Origin of the sequence: Pseudomonas donghuensis (assembly GCF_000696345.2) — a bacterium.
Classification (GTDB): Bacteria; Pseudomonadota; Gammaproteobacteria; order Pseudomonadales; family Pseudomonadaceae; genus Aquipseudomonas; species Aquipseudomonas donghuensis.
In genome coordinates this window covers 314,775-333,128 of the sequence record NZ_CP071706.1, presented here as the reverse complement: position 1 = coordinate 333,128, position 18,354 = coordinate 314,775, and the positions used below count along the sequence as shown (strand labels likewise).

At 62.6% G+C, this 18,354-nt stretch carries 19 protein-coding genes and 1 tRNA gene; 9 read left to right on the top strand and 11 right to left on the bottom strand.

Annotated features, from left to right (window positions below; genetic code table 11):
• Nucleotides 1–56: 56 nt before the first annotated feature.
• On the bottom strand, nucleotides 57–1,337 hold the full coding sequence (gene gabT / locus BV82_RS01535; RefSeq protein ID WP_010222092.1) for a 4-aminobutyrate--2-oxoglutarate transaminase: 1,281 nt from the start codon (nucleotides 1,335–1,337) through the stop codon (nucleotides 57–59).
• A 183-nt stretch (nucleotides 1,338–1,520) separates the two neighbouring features.
• The gene (gabD, locus tag BV82_RS01530) at nucleotides 1,521–2,963 is read right to left on the bottom strand and encodes an NADP-dependent succinate-semialdehyde dehydrogenase (protein ID WP_010222091.1); all 1,443 of its coding nucleotides are present in this window, start codon (nucleotides 2,961–2,963) and stop codon (nucleotides 1,521–1,523) included.
• 261 nt (nucleotides 2,964–3,224) lie between these two features.
• On the opposite strand from gabD, the gene BV82_RS01525 reads away from it, so the two are divergent.
• The 6 genes from BV82_RS01525 (at nucleotide 3,225) to BV82_RS01500 (ending at nucleotide 7,396) form a co-directional block, all read left to right on the top strand.
• Nucleotides 3,225–3,301: transfer RNA gene (locus tag BV82_RS01525), tRNA-Arg, on the top strand.
• A gap of 378 nt (nucleotides 3,302–3,679) precedes the next feature.
• A complete protein-coding gene (locus BV82_RS01520; protein WP_200874275.1) occupies nucleotides 3,680–3,919 on the top strand; it encodes a hypothetical protein in 240 nt (79 codons plus the stop codon).
• 52 nt (nucleotides 3,920–3,971) lie between these two features.
• Complete coding sequence (locus tag BV82_RS01515; RefSeq protein WP_010222089.1) at nucleotides 3,972–5,828, top strand: DUF3857 domain-containing transglutaminase family protein; 1,857 nt, start codon at nucleotides 3,972–3,974, stop codon at nucleotides 5,826–5,828.
• A gap of 134 nt (nucleotides 5,829–5,962) precedes the next feature.
• Nucleotides 5,963–6,316: a hypothetical protein gene (locus tag BV82_RS01510; RefSeq protein ID WP_010222088.1), complete on the top strand. Its 354-nt coding sequence runs from the start codon at nucleotides 5,963–5,965 to the stop codon at nucleotides 6,314–6,316.
• Between the two features lie 15 nt (nucleotides 6,317–6,331).
• Entirely contained in the window at nucleotides 6,332–6,781 is a 450-nt protein-coding gene (locus tag BV82_RS01505) for a DUF805 domain-containing protein (RefSeq protein ID WP_010222087.1), read from the top strand.
• A gap of 174 nt (nucleotides 6,782–6,955) precedes the next feature.
• Nucleotides 6,956–7,396, top strand: coding sequence for a CBS domain-containing protein (locus tag BV82_RS01500; RefSeq protein ID WP_010222085.1), 441 nt, complete (start codon nucleotides 6,956–6,958; stop codon nucleotides 7,394–7,396).
• A 12-nt stretch (nucleotides 7,397–7,408) separates the two neighbouring features.
• Here the strand turns inward: BV82_RS01500 and BV82_RS01495 are convergent, their stop codons facing one another.
• From BV82_RS01495 to BV82_RS01485, 3 genes are all read right to left on the bottom strand, one after another.
• Complete coding sequence (locus BV82_RS01495) at nucleotides 7,409–8,044, bottom strand: hypothetical protein (RefSeq protein WP_010222084.1); 636 nt, start codon at nucleotides 8,042–8,044, stop codon at nucleotides 7,409–7,411.
• Nucleotides 8,045–8,115: 71 nt separating this feature from the next.
• The gene (locus BV82_RS01490; RefSeq protein WP_010222083.1) at nucleotides 8,116–8,358 is read right to left on the bottom strand and encodes a DUF2789 domain-containing protein; all 243 of its coding nucleotides are present in this window, start codon (nucleotides 8,356–8,358) and stop codon (nucleotides 8,116–8,118) included.
• A gap of 60 nt (nucleotides 8,359–8,418) precedes the next feature.
• Nucleotides 8,419–8,877, bottom strand: a complete 459-nt coding sequence (locus tag BV82_RS01485) for an aminoacyl-tRNA deacylase (protein ID WP_010222082.1) — start codon at nucleotides 8,875–8,877, stop codon at nucleotides 8,419–8,421.
• A gap of 102 nt (nucleotides 8,878–8,979) precedes the next feature.
• On the opposite strand from BV82_RS01485, the gene BV82_RS01480 reads away from it, so the two are divergent.
• Together BV82_RS01480 and BV82_RS01475 are read left to right on the top strand one after the other, a co-directional pair.
• The gene (locus BV82_RS01480) at nucleotides 8,980–10,365 is read left to right on the top strand and encodes an NfeD family protein (protein WP_036995349.1); all 1,386 of its coding nucleotides are present in this window, start codon (nucleotides 8,980–8,982) and stop codon (nucleotides 10,363–10,365) included.
• A gap of 1 nt (nucleotide 10,366) precedes the next feature.
• On the top strand, nucleotides 10,367–11,113 hold the full coding sequence (locus BV82_RS01475) for a slipin family protein (RefSeq protein WP_010222080.1): 747 nt from the start codon (nucleotides 10,367–10,369) through the stop codon (nucleotides 11,111–11,113).
• A 93-nt stretch (nucleotides 11,114–11,206) separates the two neighbouring features.
• Here BV82_RS01475 and BV82_RS01470 read toward each other — a convergent pair whose 3' ends face one another.
• From BV82_RS01470 to BV82_RS01445, 6 genes are all read right to left on the bottom strand, one after another.
• Entirely contained in the window at nucleotides 11,207–12,607 is a 1,401-nt protein-coding gene (locus BV82_RS01470) for an efflux transporter outer membrane subunit (RefSeq protein ID WP_036995348.1), read from the bottom strand.
• On the bottom strand, nucleotides 12,604–13,479 hold the full coding sequence (locus BV82_RS01465) for an efflux RND transporter periplasmic adaptor subunit (RefSeq protein ID WP_010222077.1): 876 nt from the start codon (nucleotides 13,477–13,479) through the stop codon (nucleotides 12,604–12,606). The genes BV82_RS01470 and BV82_RS01465 overlap by 4 nt, the downstream gene beginning before the upstream one ends.
• Nucleotides 13,476–13,688, bottom strand: coding sequence for a DUF1656 domain-containing protein (locus tag BV82_RS01460; RefSeq protein ID WP_010222076.1), 213 nt, complete (start codon nucleotides 13,686–13,688; stop codon nucleotides 13,476–13,478). Before BV82_RS01460 ends, BV82_RS01465 begins: the two co-directional genes overlap by 4 nt.
• On the bottom strand, nucleotides 13,685–15,775 hold the full coding sequence (locus BV82_RS01455; RefSeq protein ID WP_036995347.1) for an FUSC family protein: 2,091 nt from the start codon (nucleotides 15,773–15,775) through the stop codon (nucleotides 13,685–13,687). The genes BV82_RS01460 and BV82_RS01455 overlap by 4 nt, the downstream gene beginning before the upstream one ends.
• Nucleotides 15,772–16,224, bottom strand: a complete 453-nt coding sequence (locus BV82_RS01450; protein WP_010222074.1) for a MarR family winged helix-turn-helix transcriptional regulator — start codon at nucleotides 16,222–16,224, stop codon at nucleotides 15,772–15,774. The genes BV82_RS01455 and BV82_RS01450 overlap by 4 nt, the downstream gene beginning before the upstream one ends.
• Before the next feature lie 94 nt (nucleotides 16,225–16,318).
• Complete coding sequence (locus BV82_RS01445; protein ID WP_010222072.1) at nucleotides 16,319–17,137, bottom strand: tetratricopeptide repeat protein; 819 nt, start codon at nucleotides 17,135–17,137, stop codon at nucleotides 16,319–16,321.
• Between the two features lie 206 nt (nucleotides 17,138–17,343).
• Here BV82_RS01445 and BV82_RS01440 point away from each other — a divergent pair, with 206 nt between their 5' ends.
• Nucleotides 17,344–18,354: a helix-turn-helix transcriptional regulator gene (locus BV82_RS01440; protein ID WP_010222070.1), complete on the top strand. Its 1,011-nt coding sequence runs from the start codon at nucleotides 17,344–17,346 to the stop codon at nucleotides 18,352–18,354.

Here is an 18,354-nt window from a genome sequence, read left to right as displayed (position 1 = left end):
TCCTTTGAGCGAAAAAAAACCCGCCGAAGCGGGTTTTTCTTCTAATGCGTCACAGTTTACGCGAGTTCTGCGAAGCACTCTTCGATGATTGCCAGACCTTGGTCCAGTTGCTCATCAGGCGAGGTCAGCGGAACCAGGATACGCAGGACGTTGCCGTAGGTGCCGCACGACAGCAGGATCAGGCCCTTGTCGCGCGCCTTGGCCACGACCGAAGCGACAGCAGCAGCGTTCGGGGTGTGGGAGCCGGCTTTGTCGAACACTTCAACCGCGATCATCGAGCCCAGGGCACGCACGTCACCGATGATCGGGTGCTTGTCCTGGATCTTGCGCAAGCCGGCGACCAGACGCTCGCCAACGGCCTTGCTGCGGTCCAGCAGTTTCTCTTCTTCGAACACGTCCATCACCGCCAGGGCCGCGGCGCAAGCGATCGGGCTACCGGCGTAGGTGCCGCCCAGGCCGCCTGGGGCGATGGCGTCCATGTACTCGGCCTTGCCGCACACACCGGCCAGCGGGAAGCCACCAGCGATGGATTTGGCGAAGGTGGTCAGGTCTGGAGCAACGCCCATCTGTTCCATGGCGAAGAAGGTGCCGGTACGGCCAGCGCCGGTCTGCACTTCGTCAGCGATCAGGAGGATGCCGTGCTGGTCACACAGGGCACGCAGGCGCTTCATGAACTCTTTCGGCGCAACATAGAAACCACCTTCGCCCTGAACTGGCTCGATGATGATTGCCGCGATGTCACGGGGTTCGGCGTCGTTCTTGAAGATACGCTCGATGGAAGCGATCGAGTCGTCGATGCTCACACCGTGCAGCTCGTTCGGGTACAGGGCGCGGAAGATGCCGCCTGGCATCAGGCCCATGCCGGCCGAGTAAGGCACGACTTTACCGGTCAGGCCCAGGGTCATCATGGTACGGCCGTGGTAAGCGCCGGTGAAGGCGATCACGCCGGCACGGCCAGTGGCGGCGCGGGCGATCTTGACCGCGTTTTCAACGGCTTCGGAACCGGTGGTGACCAGCAGGGTTTTCTTGGCGAAGTCGCCTGGTACCTTGGCGTTGATCTTTTCGCACAGCTCGACGTACGGCTCGTAGGCCAGGACCTGGAAGCAGGTATGGGTCAGCTTGTGCAGCTGGGCTTCAACGGCAGCGATGATCTTCGGATGCACGTGACCGGTGTTCAGTACTGCGATACCGCCGGCGAAGTCGATGAACTCGCGGCCTTCGACGTCAGTGACAGTGGCGTTCTTTGCCGACTCGGCGAAGATCGGGTGGATCTGGCCAACACCACGTGGAACTGCGGCGACACGACGTTGCATCAAAGATTCGTTGGTCTTGCTCATAATGTCCTCAATTCGCCACCCACAAGGTGGCGCGATTCAAGTCGGAGTGGCCGGTATTCAACTGCAGGCAGCATGCGTTGATCGACTGCTGCAGGGGCCCAGGCCACGGGGTGTACGGTGTAAAAAGGCCAGCGAGACGTCGCTCTCGCGCCCCGCTGGCAGAGGTAAAGCCTTACGCTGCGATCAGATGCTGATGCACAGGTATTTGATTTCCAGGTAGTCCTCAATGCCGTACTTGGAACCTTCGCGGCCCAGGCCCGAGGCCTTGATACCGCCGAACGGCGAGACTTCGTTGGAGATCAGACCGGTGTTGATACCGACCATGCCGTATTCCAGGGCTTCGGCGACACGGAACACACGGCTCATGTCACGGGCATAGAAGTACGAGGCCAGACCGAACTCGGTGTCGTTGGACATGGCGATGACTTCGGCCTCGTCCTTGAAACGGAACAGTGGCGCCAGCGGGCCGAAGGTTTCTTCCTTGGCCACCGCTGCGTTGTTTGGCACGTTGACCAGCACGGTCGGCTCGAAGAAGTTACCTTCGATCAACTTGCCGCCGGTCAGTACCTGGGCGCCTTTGCCAACTGCATCGGCAATGTGCTCCTGGACCTTGGCCACGGCTTTTTCGTCGATCAGCGGGCCGGTGGTGGTGCCGTCTTCCAGGCCGTTGCCGATCTTCAGCTTGGCCACAGCGGCCTTGAGCTTCTCGGCGAAGGCATCGTAGACGCCGTCCTGCACGTAGATACGGTTGGCGCAGACGCAGGTCTGGCCGTTGTTGCGGTACTTGGAGATGATCGCGCCGTCGACGGCCTTATCCAGGTCTGCGTCGTCAAACACGATGAACGGCGCGTTGCCGCCCAGCTCCAGGGAAACCTTCTTGATGTCCTTGGCGCATTCGGCCATCAGCTGGCGACCGATCTCGGTGGAGCCGGTGAACGACAGCTTGCGCACGATCGGGTTGCCGGTCAGCTCGCTGCCGATGTCGCCGGCGCTGCCGGTCACCACGCTCAGCACGCCAGCCGGGATACCGGCACGGGTGGCCAGCTCAACCAGGGCCAGGGCCGAGTACGGGGTTTGCGAAGCAGGCTTGAGCACCATGGTGCAGCCAGCGGCCAGGGCCGGGCCGGCTTTACGGGTGATCATCGCCGCCGGGAAGTTCCACGGGGTAATGGCCGCGGTCACGCCGATCGGCTGCTTGATCACGATCAGGCGCTTGTCTGGCTGGTGACCCGGGATGGTGTCGCCGTAGACGCGCTTGGCTTCTTCAGCGAACCACTCGATAAAGGAAGCGGCGTAGACGATCTCGCCCTTGGCTTCGGCCAGTGGCTTGCCCTGCTCGGTGGTCATCAGGCGGGCCAGGTCGTCCTGGTGCTCGATCATCAGCTCGAACCAGCGACGCAGCTTGCCAGCACGTTCTTTGGCGGTCAGCGCGCGCCAGGCCGGCAGCGCCTTGTCGGCGGCCTCGATGGCACGGCGGGTTTCAGCGGCGCCCATCTTCGGCACAGTGCCGATGATCTCGCCCGTTGCCGGGTTGTTGACCTTGATCGTCTGGCCGTTGTCCGCGTCCAGCCACTCTCCATTGATGAAGGCTTGCTGGCGGAACAACTGGGCGTCTTTAAGCTGCATGTCGGGCTTCCTTAACTGCACCGTGCAGGCACGGCGCGAATTATTGATTGTAGAAAAAGGAGAGCGTTTGAAATCTCAAACGAATCCTAGGATCAACGAGGAGAAAGGACAATAGGGTGTTCGAAAAAAAGAACAAAAAGCGCTGTGCGGCTGATTTTTTCAGATCAACGTCATTTATAGCCCCTTGAATGTGCGAAATCGACCACAGCCATTCTGACGATGGACGCCGCCAGCCTAGATGGGTATCATGGCGCCCGCGTTGCACTCGTAGCTCAGCTGGATAGAGTACTGCCCTCCGAAGGCAGGGGTCGTGGGTTCGAATCCCGCCGAGTGCGCCATATCGATCAAGGCTCAGGTGAATACCTGGGCCTTTTTTGTTTTCCGAGCCCGCTGCTACCAGCACGCGTCTATGTCAGATGATGTTTCGAAGTCTCGAAATATGTCGTCCTAAGAAATACCCTACGCGGTCTGTCGATACCCGTCTGCTTGTCCCTGGGAACTCGTGCCTCTAGGCTCCTACCCATCACCGAAATCTCGGTGATCGGGCGTGGTAACCCGGAGTGTGCATCATCCTATACAGTCAATGGCGGCTGTATGCGGGAGGCTTTCGAGCCTGCCGGGATTGATGCTCACCCCGGTTTACCACCCCGTGTACAGCTGCCACCCATTCGGGTGGTAACGGATTGCGGTGTCAGCTCCGACTTGTGAGCATCGACATGAAAAAAATCGTCCCCGATCCACCACTCGATACATCCGCCGCCACCGCCCACTCCGTCTTTGGCAACTGCCAAGCCGGGCACTCTGCGCTGTTCGCTGTCTGCTCCGGCGTCGCCGCCCATGATGCGCTGGTGCATGCCTCTCTCTACCTAGGCTGCGCTTACGACACTGGGAAATACCCACGCAAGAAAATGTCGCAGCAGAGAAGCCTTCGGATGAGGCAAAATGCCACTAACTGATTCGCATTTATCGAGTCAGGCCCCCTGGAATACACCAGCAAGAAGGATCTTTATGAAGCGGTTCGCTTTGACCCCGGCCCGGTGGGTCGGGATGCTGTGCTGTCTGTTCGCCTTGAACATGGCACAGGCCAAGGACGACGGTACCGACCCCTCCGTCACCATCGAAAAGGACATTCTACGCACCGTGGTTGCCGAAGACGGCAGCTACGCCTCCACCCAGGACCTGGTCCTGCTGATCAACGAAGAACGCGCGATCCAGGCCAAGGCCCAGCAATCGCTGTACTACAACCGCACGCTGGAAACCCTGGAAGTTACCCAGGCCTACACTCAGAAGCCGGACGGCCGCAAGGTCGTGGTCAGCCCAGAGCAGATCAAGGAGCAACAGGAACGCCAGTCATCCCAGGCGCCAATGTTCCATGACAGCCTGGTCAAGGTGGTGATTTTCCCGGAAGTGGCAGTCGGCGACCGCCTGGTGCTGAGCTTCAAGAAGCAGCGCAAGACCCCGCTGTTCCCCGGCCAGTTCGAAGACCTGGCGATGCCGCAGTTCCACCCCACCAAACAGTTCACCCTGATCTACGACCTGCCGAAGAACCTCAAGCTCAATGCCGAGGCCAAGGGTTTCAAGGCATCCAGCCCCAAGGCCGAGACCGGCCGCAAGGTTTACCAGTGGGACTACGTGCAGGGTGACAACGCTCGTACAGAATTGGGCGCGGTAGCCTACTCGGACTACGGCAAGTACCTGGCCGTGTCCACCTTTGCTGACTACAGCGAATTCGCCAAAGCCTACGCGGCGCGGGCCAACAGCGAAGTCACGCCGGCCATCCGCGAGCTGGCCGAGAAGCTGACAGCCAAGATCGATGACCCACGCGACAAGGCCTTGGCCCTGGGTGACTGGGTGCGCCGCAATATCCGCTACGTGGCGGTGTACATCGGCGCGGGCGGCGTCGTGCCGCATGCTGCCGACACCGTACTGAGCAACCGCTATGGCGATTGCAAAGACCACGTAGCCCTGCTCGAAGCGCTGCTGGCCGCGGTCAACATTGAAAGTACCCCGGCCCTGATCAACCTCGGCAGTGCCTACGCCCTGCCCAAGGTGCCAACCCTGGGTGTGATCAACCACGTGGTCACCTACGTGCCGAGCCTGGACCTGTACCTGGACTCCACTGCCGAAGCCATCGCCAGCGGCTATCTGCCAGCCCCGGTGCTGGACAAGCCTACCGTGCTGGCCCGCTCGGGCAAGCTCGGCCACACCCCGGCCACCCAGCCAGGCCTGGTGCACAACAGCACCACGTATACCGTGGCCAGCAGCGGCGCCGCCGACTTCACGCATGCCTCGAAGATCGACGGTTGGGCCGCCGAGATGAACCGCTGGATGATGCGCAACATGCAACCGGCCGAGCGCGACCTGCTGACCCAGCGCATCCTCGCCGCCTACGGCCAGCGTGGCAGCGGCAAGATCAGCAGCGATGACCTGGAAACCAGCGGCGCCTTCGAGATGCACATCAACGGTCGCAGTGAAAACCTGGTCAACCTGCCCGGCCCGATCGGCGTGCCGACCCTGACCAGCCTGGCCGGCGGCATCGCCCAGAACGTCTTCGGCTTCATCGCCGAGAAGCAGCGTACCCAGGACTTCACCTGCATCTCCGGTATCACCGAAGAACAGGCACGCTTCGAGTTCCCGGCCGACGTCAAGATCATCGCCGCGCCCAAACCTGTGACCCTCAAGGACAAGCACTTCGATTACAGCGCCGAGTATGCCCTGCAGGGCAACAGCCTGGTGGTCAAGCGCCGCCTGGACTTCCACAACCCGAAAGCGGTGTGCAGCGTGAAGGACTTCGAGAAGATGAAGCCAACCCTGGACGCCATGCTCAATGACCTGAACAGCCAGGTGATCGTGCAGAAGAGCTGACGTATCGCGCCCTGTTAAATCCTTTGGGGTTCAGCAGGGCGCTGCCACTGTTACGCCACCTATGAAATATTTGGTAAACTCCCCGCCGACTTCTGCTGCACACACGCAAGCAGAAACGATCAAAAGGAATTGTCATGGCAATGGTTTTTTGCCGCGGTTGTGCCAAGGAAATCCATGAAACGGCACCCAGCTGCCCACAGTGCGGCGCCCCTCAGTATCTCCCCGCCACCTCGCAACCTGCCAGCCAACCCTCGCCCTGGATGGGCATCACTTCGCTGATCCTCGGCATCCTCTGCGGGCTTTCACTGTTCGACGATTCCGATTGGGACCGTAACACTCTGTTGGGATTAGGCCTGTTTGCGCTGACCGGGTTGATCCTGGGCACGCTCAGCATCGTCAACAAAAAGCCGGGAAGCAACATGGCAATTGCCGGTGCGACTTTGTCGGGTATTTCACTGTTTGTGTATATCGGACTATCAGTTAATTAATGTAAGGGACAACAAATGAGTATGGTTTTTTGCCGTGGCTGCGCCAAGGAAATCCACAGCAGCGCCCTGGCTTGCCCGGCGTGTGGTGCACCGCAAGCTGCTGCAGCACCTGTGACCGCCGCACCTGCGCCGACTGGCATCTGGTACTTTGAAGTATTGAAGAAATACGCCGTGTTCTCCGGCCGCGCGCGCCGCAAGGAATACTGGATGTTCTTCCTGGTCAACATCCTGGTGGCCATGGTGCTGGGCTTTATCGACCGCGTGGCCGGTACCGGTGCCATCCTCTCCAACCTGTATAGCCTGGCACTGCTGATCCCGGGCATCGCCGTAGGCGTTCGACGCATGCACGACACCGACCGTAGCGGCTGGTGGCTGCTGCTCCCGATTGTCAACCTGATCTTCCTGTGCCAGGACAGCCAGCCAGGCCCGAACCGTTTCGGCCAAAACCCGAAAGGTATCGCTTGATCACGGAATGATCGAGTCTCAAAGCAAAGCGGCCATCATTGGCCGCTTTTGCATTTTTGCGCCCATGACGTTTTTCAATCACATCGATGCCGCTTTCGCCCTTGCCCTGCAGCCATCAGTACACGATTCTTTAGCTATCTGCCGTCACCCACTCCCAGCATCGCAGAGGCCTCTATGAAAACCGTGGCACAGCTTCTAAAAACAAAAGCCCAGCAGCACCACCAGGTTCACACCATCGGCCCCGACCACATGGTGCTCGATGCGCTGAGGTTGATGGCGGAGAAGAACGTCGGTGCCCTGCCGGTGGTGCAGGACGGGCGTGTAGTGGGGATCGTCAGTGAGCGCGACTACGCGCGCAAGATGGTGCTCAAGGGCCGCAGTTCGGTGGGCACTCCCGTCAGTGCGATCATGAGTGCGCCGGTGATTACCGTCGACCCGCACCAGAACGTCGAATACTGCATGAACATGATGACCAACAGTCACCTGCGCCACTTGCCGGTGGTCGAGAACGGCGAACTGCTCGGCCTGTTGTCGATTGGCGACCTGGTCAAGGAAGCCATCGCTGAACAGGCCAACATGATCCTGCAGCTGGAACAGTACATTCGCGGCGACTGATTCGCTGCGCGCTCAGCGGTATTCGCCCTCCAGCTCGTCGAGCTGGTGGTCGAAGCTGCGCAAGCGCGCCGACCAGGTGTATACCAGCACTTCCAGGTCGCGATTGAGCACGGCGGCGCCACGACCGCTGCTTTGCTGCGAGTCGCACAAGTCCAGTTGATAACGTTCCCGGGCCATGGCGGTGGCCACGGTCGAGAGCTCGCGGGCGTTGTCCAGCCAGTGGCGGCGGTCATGGGTTTCGCGATCAAGCTCGCGGCATTGGCGTTTCAGGGCTTCAAGGCTCTGCTCCAGCGGCGTGCCTTCAAGCTCGCCCATCACTTCCTGAAAGGTGCGTCCGGGCTGCCAGTAGCTGCCCCAGAAATAGCGGTCGAACACCGTCTCGACCCGGCGCAAGGCAACCTTGGTGTTCCAGATCGCGACCAGCGTTCGGCCCTGGGCCAGCTGACGCTTGCTCACGCGCAATTGCTGCCAGCCAATCCAGGCCAGCGCGGTCAGCGCCAACGCACCGATCACGCCCCCGGCGGCATAGAGAAACACCAGTGCCTGGCCCAGCTGGTGGGTCTGTTTGATTCCGTAGAAATAACCGACGGTCAGCAGGCCCAGGGCAGTCACGGCACACCAGAAACCGGCGGCATAGGGATCTTTCATTGGCGCTATCCCCTTGTTGTTTTTTCCTGAGCATAGCAACGCCGTTCACCGGAAGATGTGCCGCTCAGCGTTTATTTTCTAGGACGCCGCAGCGCCTCGTTGAGCTGGTCGAACATCACCGCCCAGTCGGCATCTTCGTCGATACTGTCTTTCAGAAACGCTCGCTGGCTTGAGGTCCAGAACGGTGCATCGACCAGCTTGATATCGCTTTTTAGCGGCGAATGACTGGTTATGAATTGATCAATCCCCTTCGGATCGTCAGGTAATCCCAGTTGCTTGAACAATTCGGAAAACTTGTGGTTTGGTGCTTCCATGGGTCACTCCTTGGGGCCAGGCCGGGCATCCACGACGCCAGCCTGGCAGTGGGTTGATCATCAGCAAACCTCACGCACTTCGGCGTTTGGCACCAGTTTCAGGTACTGCGTCATGTTCATGTGGATCAGGTGATCGTGATCGCCTGCCTCGACATAAATATCCCCCTGACGGGTCAGGGTCGGATCGAGCAGCATCTTGATCGAGTAAGCATCACCCAACGCCGGAATGGCACCACGTTCGCAGTCGCCGAACAGATGTGGCAAGCCGCTTTCATGGGTCATTTGCCAGGGTCCGGTGGCCCGCACCTTGCTCATGTCCAGGTGACGGTTAGCCGGTAGCACGGCCATCAGGTAATTGCCCCGGCGGTCGTCGAGCATGACCGACTTGGCCACCCGCTCGGCAGGTACGCCGGCGGTACGCGCCGACTCAAGGCTGGTTGATGAGTGCGGATGAGAAACGATTTCATAGTCGCAGCCGGCCTTGTCCAGGCATTGCTGCAGGGTTTTTGCCATACGCATGATGCACCTCCGGATACAACGCCCCCACTTCTGAAGTTTAGGCCGTGCTGCATCAAGCAGCCGACTAAACTTATTGGACACGCACTGCCCGGGTGAATTCAGGTGATCGCTCGCTGGTGTCGGCACCTGCTGCTTCTACTGATGCTCAGCGCCCTGACGAGCGGCGTGGCTGCGCCCGGCAATCCGGTGCTGGTGATGAGTATCGACGGTGCCATCGGTCCGGCCAGCGCCGACTATCTGGTACGCGGCCTGGAACAGGCCAAGGCACAGCAGGCGCAACTGGTGGTCATCCGCCTCGACACCCCGGGCGGGCTCGACAGCTCGATGCGCGCGATCATCAAGGCGATTGTCGCCAGCCCCGTACCCGTCGCGACCTTCGTCGCGCCCGGTGGCGCCCGCGCGGCCAGCGCCGGCACTTACATCCTTTATGCCAGCCACGTGGCGGCAATGGCCCCGGGCACAAACCTTGGCGCCGCCACGCCGGTACAGATCGGCGGCCTGCCGGGCACGCCCAAGGACCCAGCCGCACCGCCCGCCTCGCCCACCGGCGACAAGCAAGCGCCGAACAGTGAGCAGGACACCCTGACCCGCAAGCAGATCAACGACGCCGCCGCCTACATTCGCGGCCTGGCACAACTGCGCGGGCGCAATGCCGATTGGGCGGAGCAAGCGGTGCGCGAATCGGTGAGCCTGCCCGCCAACGAAGCCCTGCGCCTGAAAGTCATTGACCGTATCGCCAACGACCTCCCCGACCTGCTGCGCCAACTCGACGGCAAGAGCCTGGAAGCCGCTGGCCAGCCGGTGCAGTTGCATACGGCCAATGTGGCGATCATCGAACGCGAGCCGGACTGGCGCACGCGCCTGCTGGCGGTGATCACCAACCCCAGCGTGGCGCTGATCCTGATCATGATCGGCATCTACGGGCTGATGTTCGAGTTCATGAGCCCCGGCTCCGGAGTGGGCGGGGTGATCGGCGGCATCTGCCTGCTGGTCGCTCTGTATGCCCTGCAGCTATTGCCGGTGAGCTATGCCGGGGCGGCGCTGATCATGCTCGGTATCGCCTTCATGATTGCCGAGGCGTTCCTGCCCAGTTTCGGTGTGGTCGGCTTTGGCGGCATCGTCGCGTTCGTGGTCGGCGCGGTGATATTGATGGACACCGATGTGCCCGGCTTCGGCATCCCCCTGGCATTGATCCTGACCCTCGCGCTGCTCTCGGCGCTGCTGCTCGGCGGTGTCTTGGGCATGGCCATGAAGGCGCGCAAGCGCGCGCTGGTCAGCGGTGATGCCGGGCTGGTGGGCAGCCTGGCGACAGTGATGGCGGTCAATGACAGCGACCCGTTCATCGGCTCGGTGCAGGTGCAGGGTGAGCAGTGGCAGGCCCAATGCCAGACGCCACTGCAGGTGGGGCAACGCGTCCGGGTGATTACACGCAAGGGCGTACTACTGGACGTCAGCGCCGAAGCAGAAGCACCGGCGCAAGGAGACTGAGATGTTTTTCGAACTGGGCTTTGGCGCATTGCTGGCACTGCTGGCGGTGCTGTTGCTGGCGGCATTCCGCATCCTGCGCGAATACGAACGTGGCGTGGTGTTCCAGCTCGGACGCTTCTGGCGAGTCAAGGGCCCGGGCCTGGTGTTGCTGATCCCGGGGATCCAGCAGATGGTCCGGGTCGACCTGCGCACGGTGGTGCTGGATGTGCCGCCGCAGGATGTAATCACCCGCGACAACGTCTCGGTCAAGGTCAACGCGGTGCTGTACTTTCGCGTGCTCGACCCGCAGAAGGCGATCATCCAGGTCGAAGACTTTCTCATGGCCACCAGCCAACTGGCGCAGACCACCCTGCGCGCGGTGCTCGGCAAGCATGAGCTGGATGAGTTACTGGCCGAGCGCGAGCGGCTGAACCTGGACATCCGCCAGGTGCTGGATGCGCAGACCGATGCCTGGGGCATCAAGGTCGCCAACGTCGAGATCAAGCACGTCGATCTCAATGAGTCGATGATCCGCGCCATTGCCCGTCAGGCCGAGGCTGAACGGGAGCGGCGAGCCAAGGTGATCCATGCCGAAGGCGAATTGCAGGCATCGGAGAAGCTGATGCAGGCCGCGGAAATGCTCGGCCGCCAATCGGGCGCGATGCAGCTGCGGTACATGCAGACCCTGGGCACTATTGCCGGGGACAAGTCGTCGACGATCGTGTTTCCGTTGCCGATCGAGATGCTCAAGGGGCTTGTGGATAAGTGAAGTCGCCAATCGCCGGCAAGGCCGGCTCCCACAAAGGATCTGTTGACGCCGGACCCCGTGGGAGCTGGCTTTGCCGGCGCAGCCTTGCCGCTCTTACCAACCGCCACCCAACGCCAGGAACAACCCAATCTGCCCCATCGCCACCTGGGTATTGGCCGCCGCCAGCTGCGCGCGCATGTCGGTGTAGGTGCGGGTTGCCTGCAGGTCGGCGAGGAACGACTCGCGCCCGGCCTGATAAAAGCGGTGGGTCTGATCCGCCGCCAATTGCGCCGAACGCTCGGCATCAGCCAGGGCATCACGGCGCTCCAGCAAAGCACTGTATTGCGCAAGGCTGGTCTGGGTTTCACGAATGGCATTGAGCACCACCCCATCAAAATGCGCAAGCGCCGCCTGGGTCGAAGCTTCTGCCGCGCGAATGCGCGCTCGCGAACCGTTGGTCGGCACCGTCCAGGTCAGCAGCGGGCCGAAGCCCCAGCGGTTGGTCGCAGGTTCCCCCAGGTTGTCGAGAATACCGATAGTGCCCACTTGGGCACCGATACTGATGTCTGGATACAACTGCCCAGTGGCCACGCCAATGGTCGCCGTGGCCGCCGCCAGGCTGCGTTCGGCCTGACGGATATCCGGGCGGCGCTTGAGCAGCGCCGCGCCATCACCCACCGGCAGGACCTGGGCGATATGCGGCAACTCGGCGCAATCGCCCGTGCCGGCCGGCAATTGATTGAGCGGTTTGGCCAACAGCATCGACAAGGTGTACAGGCCCGCTTCACGCGCGGCCTGGTAACGCGGCAGCTCGGCGCGCAGGGATTTGAACTGGGTCTGCGACCGGGTCACCTGGGTTTCGTCACCACGACCGGCGTCGCGCAGGCGCTGGGTCAGGGTCACGCTCTGTTCTTGCAGGCCCAGGGACTCATGGGCGATGTGATATTCCTCGTTGGCCGCGCATACCTGGGTATAGGCGCGGACCACATCCGCCACCAGGGTGATGCGCGCAGTATCGGCGGCAGCCTGGGTCGCATCGGCATTGGCCTGGGCGGCCTCGACGCCACGCTTGAGGGTGCCCCACAGGTCAAACTGGTAGGAAGCGCTGATAATCGCCTCACCAATGTTGGCCACCGGCACCTTCTCTGGCAGCAGGAACGCCTCGCCAGACTCTTGCAAACGCTGGGCGCCCAGCTTCACGCCACCATTGAGGCCGCCCTGGGCCTCGGCTTCTTCGACCTGGGCACGGGCCTTGGCGATATTCGCTGCCGCTACGCGCAGTTCAGTGTTGGCGGCCAGGGCCAGACGCACCAGCTCATTGAGGCGCTCGTCCTGGTACAGGTGCCACCAGTCTTTGGGCACAGGCGCCGAGACCACGCTGTTGGCGTCCTGGCGCAGTTCGCCCTGCAGGTCGGCGCGCTGGATGGCAGCGTCCTTGGGCACGTGGTAATCCGGCCCGACCATCTGACAGGCCGACAGCAGCAGGCTCAGGCCAAGCAGCGACAGCCGTTTCATTGCCCGCGGCCCTCAAGGATCGACACCGTCGCGGTACGCCCGGCGATCATGCGAAAGTCCGCCGGCACTTCATCGAAGGCAATGCGCACCGGGATCCGCTGGGCCAGCCGCACCCAGCTGAACGCCGGGTTGACGTTGGGCAGCAGGTTGGCGCCGCTGCTGCGGTCGCGGTCCTCGATACCGGCGGCGATGCTCTGCACCCGCCCGCTCAGGCGGGTATTGTCGCCGAGCACGCGGATATCCACAGCCTGGCCGATGTGAATGCCGGCCAGCTTGGTTTCCTCGAAGTAGCCATCGACGTGGTAGGAGTCGCTGTCGACCACCGACAGCACTGGCCGACCGGCGCTGACAAATTCGTGGGCACGCGGCGCGCGGTCGTTGAGGTAGCCATCGACCGGGCTGCGTACCACCGAGCGGTCGAGGTTCAGTTGCGCGGCATCCACCGCCACCTGGGCCTCGGCCAGGGCCGATTCGGCGCGGGCCTGGCGCGACTGGCTCTCTTCCAGTTGCTCCTGCGCCACCAGGTTGCCCAGGCCACGGTTACGCCGGGCTTCACGCTGGGCCTGGGCCAGGGTTTCCTTGCGCTCGGCCAGGGTCGCCTGGGCCTGGCGCAAGGCCAGGTGGAAGCGGTCCTGGTCGATGGTAAACAGCACGTCACCGCGCTTGACCACCTGGTTGTCGCGCACTTCGACCTGCTGGATCAAGCCGGAAACATCCGGGGCAATCTGGATCACATCAGCACGGATGTGACCGTCACGGGTCCAGGGCGCGAACATGTAGTACATGACCATCTGCCAGACCAGTACGGTCGCCAGCGTCACTACCAGCAGGGTCAGGACCACGCGGCCCAGGGTCAACAAGGGTTTTTTCATGGCAGCATCAGGTTTCGGCAAAAGTGGTCGACCGTGCCGAGCAGCACGGCGTAAAGCGCAACGTTGAACAGCGCCCGGTGCCAGACCAGGCGATAGAAGTGCACCCGGTTGAGCAGCGCGTGCACAGCGAGGAACACCAGGTAGGTGAGCACCATCATCACCAGCAGCGTGGGCAGGAACACCCCGCTGATATCCAGATCTCCGATCACAGCGGTGCTCCATCGATGCCGTAGGGCAGTTGTGGCTGATCGTCGGATGGTTCCAGCACCACCTCGACACCTGGCAACAGCGCCAGGCGCAAACCACTCAGGGCATGCAGCAGGTGCACGCGGGCTTCGGCGCTATCGGCCAGGTCATTAAGGTTCAGGGCGCGGCGGGCGCGCTCCATGCTCTGCAGCAACACCTCGGGAGCGTGCAGGCGACGACGGACATCCAGGCAGGCCTGAAAGTGTTCACCCACCTCCTCCACCACCCGCCCCAGCAATTGGCGCGGGTGTGCGCCGACCCGAGGCATGTAGGCCAGCAGGTCGAGCAGGTTCAGGCCCACGCGCAGGTCACGCAGCGCGGTGCCGGTGTCCTGGCCGGTCTGGGTCAGGCGCGGCAGTTGCTGCATCAGCCGATCGAGCATCTGCACACCCAGGCGCCGATGCTCGGCCAGGGTCGCCGGCTGGGTCATGCCGACGATGTCGTGCCAACTGAAACGGGTCAGGCGCTTGGCCGCAAGCTCGACGCCGAACGGGCGCACCACCAGGGTCCAGATAAAGGCGAACAGCAAGCCCACCGGCCCGGCCAGGTTGGCGTTGATAAAGGTCAGGAAGTTGGCGTCGTAGGCACCCTGAATGCTGATGAACGAGGCGGTGTTGACGATGGTCAGCAAGGTGCCCAAGTAGAAGCGCGGCTGCACGGTCAAGGTGCCGACGCAGATGCACGGCACGGCGAAGGCCAGTACCAGCATCGGGAAGTCATGCAGGTTGGGCAGCACCAGGAACAGGTAAAGGCTGGCGAACAGCACCGACAACGAGGTCCAGAAGAAAAAGCGGTAGATCTGCGGCGCCGGATCGTCCATGGCGGCAAAGAAGCTACAGGCTACGGCAGCGAGAATCACCGCGCTGCCACCGTCGCTCCAGCCAAGCAGGATCCACAGCGTGGTGGCGGCAATGATCGCGGTGACGGTGGAGAACACCGAATAGAGCATCAAGCCACGGTCGAAGAATGGCGTCAGCCGGCCCAGGCGCCAGTGCCGATAGACCGCGCGCCACGGCGACAGGTCTTCATTGCGGATAGCGTGCTGCAGGCTGCAGCAGTCCTGCCACAGATCGACCCACTCGGCCAGCCGATAAAGCGCGTTGGACAGCAGCAGCGAGGCGCGTTGGTCAAGGGACACAGCGCTCGGTTGCAGGTGTTCGATTTGCCCACGCAGAGCAGACCAGCGCGCCGGCGATGCATCCTGTGCGGTGCCTTGCAGCCAGGCACGGGCCTCGCCCAGCAACGGCTGCAATTGCTCGGTCTGGGCCGGGGCGCGGCCTTCGAGGGCAAGCAAGGCGTCGTCGAGGGCATCGATCACCGGCAGCAGGTGGATCATCCGCCCGCGCAGCTCGCGGGCGTTCTTTACCGTTTGCGGGCGGGCGCCTTCATGGGACAGCTGGCCGATCATCAGCTCCAGCGAGTTGAAGGTGGTGACCATCGAGGCACGCAGACCGCCGACTTTCTCGGCGCTGGCTTCGCGGGCCAGAAAGGTGTCGCTATAGCGAATCGCCTCGTTGAACCAGTTGCCGGTGGCGCCGACCAGCACCGGGGTCAGGCGCCGCGGCCAGAAGATCGCCCCGACCACCGCCGCACAGACAATGCCCAGGCAGATTTCCTGGGCCCGTGACGAGGCAATGTCGAATACGGCCAGCGGCTCATCGACCACCGGCAGGGCAATCATCGGCAAGGTGTAGCCGGCAAGCATCAGCGCATAGCTATTGGCGGTGCGCAGGTGCAGCGAGAGGAACAGCAAGGTGCCGGTCCACAAGGCCACGGCGACCGTCAGCAGTACCGGTGTCTGCACCAGCAGCGGCACCAGGAACACCGCCCCGGCGGCGCCGAGCAGGGTGCCCATGGCCCGGTACAGGGCCTTGGAACTGGTGGGCCCGACGAATGGGCTGGAGACGATGTACACCGTGGCCATGGCCCAGTAAGGCCGCGGCAGCTGCATGAGCAGGGCGATGTACAGGGCGATCATCGAAGCGGCAAAGGTGCGCACGCCGTAGAACCAGTCGCGCGCAGGCGGCATCGAGCTGAAAAAACCGTTCACGTCGGCACGCCCGGGGTGCGCTGGGCAGCCTCTTCGAAGGCGCGCAGCACGCGCAGGGTGGCCAGCAGGTCGGCTTCGTCGATGCCCTGCAGCACTTCACGGCGCAGGCGCACCAGTTCGCCTTCGATGGCTTCGGCGAGCACCCGGCCGCTGGCGGTCAGGCTCAGTGCCTTGGCCCGGCGGTCGAGCGGATCTTCCGTGCGGCAGACGAAGCCGGCCGTGCACAGCTGGTCGAGCAGGCGTACCAGCGACGGGCTTTCAAGCCCTGCCGCTTGCGCTACGGCGACCTGGTGCACGCCATCGCCCAGGCGCACGATCATCAGCAGTGGCATCGCACAGGCTTCGGAAATGCCGTAGCCGGCCAGAGTCGCCTGGCAGATGCGCCGCCAGTGCCGGCCGGCCACCACCATACCGCTGCTGATGTTGAGTTGCAGTGCGTCGAGGGTCATGAAGGGAGGTTCGTGGCTATATTCATAGTTTGCTAACTATCAATATTCTTCGATCACCGCCCCTGCCGTCAATAGTGGCTGACAGACGTCATGTTCAAGGTTGCAGCTGATCGTCCAGCTTCATGTTCAGCGCCAGCTTGCTGCCCAGGCTGATCGCCTGCTCGCGCCAGAACAGATAACGCAGGGCGTTGTTGACCTCGCTGAAGTGCAGCGCCAACGCTTCGGCAGCCTGCATCACCCCGGCCACAGCGGCCAGTTCCAGCCAGTACACCGCGGCTTTGGTGTCGACGTTGACCGTCAGCCCATGCAGCAGCCGGTAGCCAACCTCGAAGCGGCAACGGGCGTCACCGCGCTGGGCGCCACGTAGAAACCAGCGATAGGCCTGCTGCAGGTCGACCTGCCATTCCTGGCTGTCGCTGTCACAGATTTCTTCCTCGTAGAGGTCGCCAAGGGCGGCGGCGGCATGCTCCAAGCCACGCTCGAAAGCCTGCTGGTAATACTCCGCCGCGCTGGCGTAGGCCACCTCGACGCCTTTGCCGAAGTAATGCTGCTGGCCAAGATTGAACCAGGCAGCAGCGCTGCCCTGCAGGGCCGCCATGCGCAACAGATGCCCGGCCAAGGTCGGGTCGGCGCGCCAGTACTTGCCGTTGAGCCAGATCCAGCCCAGGTCATTGAGCGCACCGACGTTGCCCTCCAGGGCCTGGGCACGCAGGTCGTCGTACACCGCCTGCAGGTCAGCGGCTTCATCCAGGCGGCTGATCAGGCTGAAACTCTCGCCCAGCGCTGCCCGCTGGCTGGGCATGCCGACCCCGGCGTACAACCGCTGCAGGCGGCCGGGCCGACCAGGCGCAGGGATGATCCGCTCGGGCAACAGGCGCTCAAGCAGTGGGTAAATGTTGCTGGCAGCTGACATGTTCGTCCTCATTGAACTACCCACAGATCCAACAGCGGGAGTGATGAGGCGTGATTCTGCGCACGGTCACGACAAAACCTGTCGCGAACAATTCAGTTAGGGCACTCAACTGCTTCATCCTTGATCTGGATACATAAATGGCTAATTGCCATATCACCGCGCTGGCGCCATGCTACAACCGCAAGCCTAGACAAGGACGCCGCCTTTTGCCCTCTGCCACGACACGTGCCACCCTCAGCCGCCAATGGGAGTTGCTGCGCCAGTTGCCCAGCCGCTCGCCGGGGATTACCAGTGCCGAGTTGGTAGGCCGCCTGCAGGACGCAGGTTTTTCCATCAGCAAGCGCAGCATCGAGCGCGACCTCAATGAGCTGTCGCTGATCTTCCCGCTGGAACGCAACGACAAGAGCATCCCTTATGGCTGGCACTGGGCGGCCAACGCCTGCATCGAGCTACGCGGTATCAGTGTCAGCGAGGCGCTGAGCCTGGCGCTGGTGGAAGAGGCCGTGCGCCCGCTGTTGCCGGGGAGCATGCTGAAAGTGCTGGACCCGCGCTTCAGCCATGCCCGGCAAAAGCTCGAACACCTGTCGGGGGCGAACAAGGTGGCGCGCTGGCTGGACAAGGTCGCCAGCGTGCGCCCGGACATGAACATGCAGGCACCGGAAGTGCCCGACAGCATCCTCGAGACCGTGCAACACGCGCTGCTTGAGGAATACCAGTTGCACTGCCAGTACTACTCGGCTCACAACGACACGCTCAGCGAACTGACCCTCAACCCGCTAGCGCTGATCCAGCGCGGCCAGGTCAGTTACCTGATTGCCAGCGCCGCGTCCTGTACCGACATTCGCCAGTTCGCCGTGCATCGCTTTCGCAAGCTGCACATTCTCGACAGCCCGACCGAAGGCCTGCATGCCTTCGATCTGCAGGCCTACCTGCGCAGCGATGCCCTGCAGTTCGGCGATAGCGACAAGATCGAGCTGCAGGCCTGGATCAGCGACAACCTCGCCCGCCTGGTGCGCGAAACGCCGCTGTCGGCGGACATGCACCTGACCCCGCTGGAGAATGGCCACCGCCTGCGGGCCACCGTCAGCAACAGCTGGCAGCTGCGCTGGTGGCTACTGAGCCAGGGCGACGGGCTGATCGTCGAGCAGCCCCTGAGCCTGCGCCAGCAGATTGCCGAAACCCTCCACAATGCCGCCGCGCAGTATCGATCGGCCTGA